This window comes from Vibrio sp. 03-59-1 (assembly GCF_013114135.1).
In the GTDB taxonomy this organism is placed as follows: domain Bacteria; phylum Pseudomonadota; class Gammaproteobacteria; order Enterobacterales; family Vibrionaceae; genus Vibrio; species Vibrio cortegadensis.
Genome location: NZ_VTYA01000036.1, coordinates 1 through 5,340 on the forward strand (window position 1 = coordinate 1; position 5,340 = coordinate 5,340).

The 5,340-nt window shown below is 39.4% G+C and carries 5 protein-coding genes; all 5 read left to right on the forward strand.

Features of this window, described 5'->3' with window-relative positions; genetic code table 11:
* Window positions 1-131: 131 nt before the first annotated feature.
* The 5 genes from F0249_RS19375 (at window position 132) to F0249_RS19395 (ending at window position 5,115) form a co-directional block, all read left to right on the forward strand.
* Window positions 132-836, forward strand: a complete 705-nt coding sequence (locus F0249_RS19375; protein WP_171757553.1) for an FRG domain-containing protein — start codon at window positions 132-134, stop codon at window positions 834-836.
* A gap of 1,249 nt (window positions 837-2,085) precedes the next feature.
* Window positions 2,086-2,574 carry a GNAT family N-acetyltransferase gene (locus tag F0249_RS19380; protein WP_171757554.1) on the forward strand — a complete coding sequence of 163 codons (489 nt, stop codon included), beginning with the start codon at window positions 2,086-2,088 and terminating at the stop codon, window positions 2,572-2,574.
* Window positions 2,575-2,728: 154 nt separating this feature from the next.
* Window positions 2,729-3,145: a hypothetical protein gene (locus tag F0249_RS19385; protein WP_171757555.1), complete on the forward strand. Its 417-nt coding sequence runs from the start codon at window positions 2,729-2,731 to the stop codon at window positions 3,143-3,145.
* 171 nt (window positions 3,146-3,316) lie between these two features.
* Window positions 3,317-3,787: an RDD family protein gene (locus F0249_RS19390; protein WP_171757556.1), complete on the forward strand. Its 471-nt coding sequence runs from the start codon at window positions 3,317-3,319 to the stop codon at window positions 3,785-3,787.
* A 206-nt stretch (window positions 3,788-3,993) separates the two neighbouring features.
* Window positions 3,994-5,115 (forward strand): hypothetical protein, encoded by a 1,122-nt coding sequence (locus tag F0249_RS19395; RefSeq protein ID WP_171757557.1) that lies wholly within the window; start codon window positions 3,994-3,996, stop codon window positions 5,113-5,115.
* Window positions 5,116-5,340 lie beyond the last annotated feature (225 nt).

The window sequence follows — 5,340 nt, forward strand, 5'->3', positions numbered from 1 at the left end:
GGATTCTCAACGCTTGGCATTTTTGCATCTACTTCAAATTTAGTGTTTACGGTACAATGCTTTAGGTTGGGTGGAGGCGTTGTTCACCCCTTAATGCGGCGTTAGCATACTAAAATTGGGAACAAGTATTTATGAATAAATTGGAGTCTGTTCAAGAATTACTGGATGTAGTGAGCAAGTTACCATCAGATGATTATGTTGGAGGATGGTTTTATCGTGGGCAGGCGGATGCTTCCTGGGATCTAGAACCTAAAGCTCATCGTTTTCCACACAACGAGGGAGACAAATTCGATTTCAAATTTAAAATGTGGCTCAAGCAAGCACATAAGTATCCTGAAATGGATTTTGAAAATGAACTAGAGGCAATGGCAATAGCGCAACATCATGGCTTCGCAACCAAGTTACTCGATTGGTCTTCAAATATCTTAACTTCTGCTTTTTTTGCTTGTAGTAGCAATTTTGACAAAGATGGCAAAATTTACTCTTACTTTCCTACGCAATATGCCTATCTTGAAAAAGATGTATTGGTTCCTGGTGGTAAGCCCAAGCGTGCCCTTGGCTATCAGCCAAAGGGAGTTGCAGCACGACTTCAAGCTCAGTCAGGTTACTTTACGTACCACAAAGAGCCGGAGTTCAAGATCGAAAATGAATTCTTCGAACCAGCAAAACATCATACTTTGTTTGAGTGGACCATACCTGCAAATGCAAAGGTATCCATAATACTTATGCTTGACCGTTTGTCAGTGAACTATAAAACCTTGTTCCCAGATTTGGATGGTCTTTCCAAGCATCACTGTTTAATGGATGAAGTAAAGGCAATCCAAAAACGGAGGTAGTGTCTGTATTTATTATGCTAACAAAGCGTTTAAGACAGATTCGCAACGCTCGGCGACTTTGGTTTGAATCAGCTTTAGTGTTTACGGTGGAATGGTTTGGTTCGGTGTTAGCGTTGCTCACTACTTAACGCGGCGTTAGTTTACAAGAGTAGAAAAGGGGTTTTATTCCGAAAGCTTGTCCGGTTATTGTAATTTGCACCTGTCGGTTTGCTAATCACAGGAACTTTCCGGTGGCACTATAAGGGAAGCGTTCGCGGTTAGGCAGTCACTTACTGACTCTAACTTTTTCGTGATAGTTCTTTGGTGTGGTTTCTTTTTCTTGGTGGCTAATTCGTGAGCATTGGTTTAGTCGCACTTGGCTGTCAGGCTGGTTGAACGAATCCTTTGTCAGTTCGAGAGCTTCAATTTTGGTTGTTTAGCGTATGTAGCTTCTTAGCCAAGTTCGTTTTGTTAGTGGGGTTTAAGTTTCGTAGTTTTCAGTTTTACATCTGCGTCTAGATTCAGTAGTTTTATAACTAATTCAGCATCTTGGCGCTAAACTTTAGCTGCATCATGTAAGTAAACTAACAAGGCATTTAAGACAGATTCGCAACACTCGGCGTTTTCATTTCAAGTTGAGTTTTGTGATTACGGTGTAATGGTTTAGTAAAGTGGTAGTGTTGCTCACTACTTAATGCGGCGTTAGAACTGGTTTGAATTTAAAGGGTAAAGTCTTGGTGTTAATCTGTTTCAAGGCTTTGCTTTACACCTGTTCTTTCAGTAATTCTCAATGTTCTTTCCGGTGGCACTATGTGCGGAGGGTTCGCTTTTCAGTGGTCGGTTACGGCTTCTAACACTGTTTCTATTTCTTTTGCGTGGCTTCTTTGGTTTTGTGATTTCTTCGCTCAAAGCTGAGTTCTTTGATGTGGTTGTTCGAGTATGAAGCTCGAATCCTTTTCTAATTAGAAAGGCGTGAAACTAGGGTAGTTCGGTGTGTTTTTCTTCTTCGCTAGTTTACTTCTTGAGCGCGAATTTAAGTTTCTCAGCTGTCCTTCTTACTTTCTCGATAATCACCTTGAGTATATGGATAAGGTTTAATATCTTGGTGCATATAAAAGGTTGGGAGCATCGTTCTAACAAACAATTCAAGCAGACTGCCAACGCGTGGCATTTTCAGTTCCAATTGGCTCTGGTGTAATCGGCGCATTGCTTTGAGTTTTGTATTGCGTTGGTCAGCAGCTTAATTGGGCGTTATGTGTTTGGAGGGTAAATGGTTAGGGAAGCGACAAAAGACGATTGTGCAAAATTAGCGGTATTGTCCATTAAAGTCTGGTTAGACACGTATGCTAGAGAAGGTATCAAAAGTGAATACGCTGAGTATGTCTTATCTACTTTCACTACAACTTACTTCTTTGAAATATTGAATACCCCTAAATATCGTGTATATGTAAGTGAAGAGCATGATGTTATTCAAGGCTATGCAATGGTCAATCTTGAATCGCATTATCAAACATCCAACAATGGCTTCGAAGTAGAAAAACTTTATATAGATAACACTTTCAATGGAAAAGGCTTAGGTCGAAATCTCTTGAGTGAAGTCGAGAATCAGTTTGGTAATAAATACTGGCTTTACACTTGGGTTGAGAATGAATCCAATAGCTTTTATGAACATTTAGGGTTTAATCGTATAGGGCTCCTGACCTTTGAGTTTGCAGGTGCTTTGATAGAAAATAACGTGTATCAATCAGCCCACACATAACAAGCAATTTAAGCAGACTGCCAACGCTTGGCATTTTCAGCTCGGTTTGGTTTTAGTGATTTAGGTGATAAATTTTGGTCTATTGGTAGCGTTGTCAGCTACTTAATTGGGCGTTATGTATTACCCAAGAAAATAGAGTTTGGAGTACGTTAAAATGAATGAGCAGTTGGCATCCTACATTGGTGAGGCAGTTCTAAGTAATTGGTTATCAATGATTTCGCTGTTTTTTAGCTTCTGTGCTGGTTTAGTTGCTCTAACTTGGTTTGTATCAAGTCTTATCCATAAACGAGAAATTCGGCTGCTAGAAATGCAATTAGCTCATCAGAAAGACCAATTCTCGCAATTTGAATGTATAGTCAACCAGCGTGTTGATGCATTGAAAGAGCAGGCTGGACTTGTTGAAGATATCGTGGGGGAAGTCACAAATGAGGGGCTTAAGGTACATAGAGAGCAAATAATGTACTCTAAAGAACAAAGGGAACCTAAAACGAAAGAAAGCAGCCTGTCGAAGTTCTTGAAAAACACCGAAGCACTAAGCGGTCTTATCACGTCAATTACGCGCGTCATGTAATACATAACAAAGCGTTTAAGACGGATTCCCAACGCTCGGCATTTTCGGCTTACTTTAGGTTAAGTGTTTCTGTCGCAATGGTTTAGGCAAGGTGGTTAGCGTTGCTCACCACTTAACGCGGCGTTAGGCGGTTATCAGCTATTCAGTCCATATTAGAAAATAGGAAAAGTAATGGAATATAGTAATCAGTTTGAATATGCAGGTTTTTGGGTAAGATTGGGAGCGGCTTTAATAGATACAATTTTATTTCTTATGTTGACCATGCCACTACTATATTGGATATATGGTAATTACTACTTCGAATCTGAAAGCTTCATTCTGGGTGGCTGGGACCTTTTACTTAATTGGCTGTTTCCATTCATAGCCACAGTTCTATTTTGGGTATATCGCTCTGCGACACCTGGTAAAATTGCGTTAAAGTTGAAAGTTGTGGATGCGAAAACTGGTGAAGCACTTTCAACGAGTAAATCAATTCTTAGGTATGTTGCATATTACGTTAGTACCATTCCTCTGTGTTTGGGTTTTATCTGGGTAGCTTTCAACGGTAAAAAACAAGGTTGGCACGACATGATTGCCAGTACTGTAGTAATTCGCCCTAAATATCGTGGTGTCGAGGCTGTAGAGTTCGAAAAACGCGCCTAACAAAGCGTTTAAGACGGATTCCCAACGCTCGGCATTTTTGGTTTGCTTCGGGTTAAGTGTTTACGGCGCAATACTTTAAGTGCAGTGGTCTGCGTTGCTCACCACTTAACGCGGCGTTAGTAGGCTGGTCAATGTTGCGCTACAACAATGATTTAGGTTGCATAATGGTTTAATATGGGGCGATATCCTGTTTTGAGTTATTATTAATGATTACTGATTCAATTAAGCAAGCCATCGAAAATCGAAGGTTAATGGTATTTGTCGGTCTGTTTTTTCTTGGTATTGCCCTTGCTACTTACTATTTTGCTGACTTTAGGTTCTATATATCGAGCATTTTTCGTACAACCTCAGACAATGACTTTGTAACTTTTACATCTTTTTTGTTGGCAATACTGTCATTTGGTTTGGTTTATCTACAGTCGGGAGGCAATGAAACGCTAGAAGATAAATCATACAATCAGTTGATGAATAAGATTAAACATCAGACTCGTCACTATTCCTCGATTACAAAAGATATTTCCGAGTATAAAGAAGAAGTAAGTAATAGCTTAGAAGCCACAAGAAAGGATAGCGAAAAATCTAAGTTAGACATCGAAGAAATTCTAGAAAGACTAAATAACTTCGAGCTTAGCGCGAACCTCACAGATGATGATAAAACTAAAATATTAGAATCAATTATTGAACGTTCGAGTGAGCAGAGTATTAAGGACATATTCAACAGTGAAACTAAATTACTTCGCTCCGAAGTAAAAAAGAGTCTAGCCTATGAAAACCTTTCAAAGGACTCTCGTGTAATAGTGCAACGCCTGTTTAGGGAAATTTCTGACTTGAGGTTACGTGCAAACATAAACCTCTTGATCGGTATGGCTATAACCGCGGGTGGTCTATATCTTCTATGGACAACGGTATCAATGGTTGATTCATCTGAGCTATTAAAGCAACTGGCCTCCGAAGGGTCTGAATCAAATACTAAGTTTATCAAAAACTTAGTATTACCAATACTTCCTCGAATAATGTTGATTATCTTCATAGAAATATTTGCGTATTTTTTTCTTAGATTATACAAAAATGGACTTGCCGAAATTAAGTACTTTCAAAATGAACTTACAAATGTGGAGTCAAAGTTGTCTGCCGTTAATTACGCTTTAGCAACTGGTAACGACGATGCGTTGCAGATTTCAATCAGTTCGTTGGCGAATACGGAGCGAAACTTTATTTTGGAGAAAGGGCAGACAACTGTTGAACTTGAGAAAGCTAAGTCAGAATCTGAACTAACTCGAAATATTATCAAGACGGTTCCCAACCTCTTTAAGCAAAGTGGAAAATAGCCTACTAACAAAGCGTTTAAGACAGATTCCCAACGCTTGGCATTTTCAGTTCAAGGTTGGGTTTTGTGTTTACGGTGCAATAGTTTAGGTTCGGTGGTTAGCGTTGCTCACTACTTAACGCGGCGTTAGTTGCTCTGTGGTGAATTAGCATTTTCGAGGTAGTAGAAATGGTTCAAACTTACGGTTCTGAAGAAACAAAAGCTTTCTGTTGTAACTGCAAAAAGG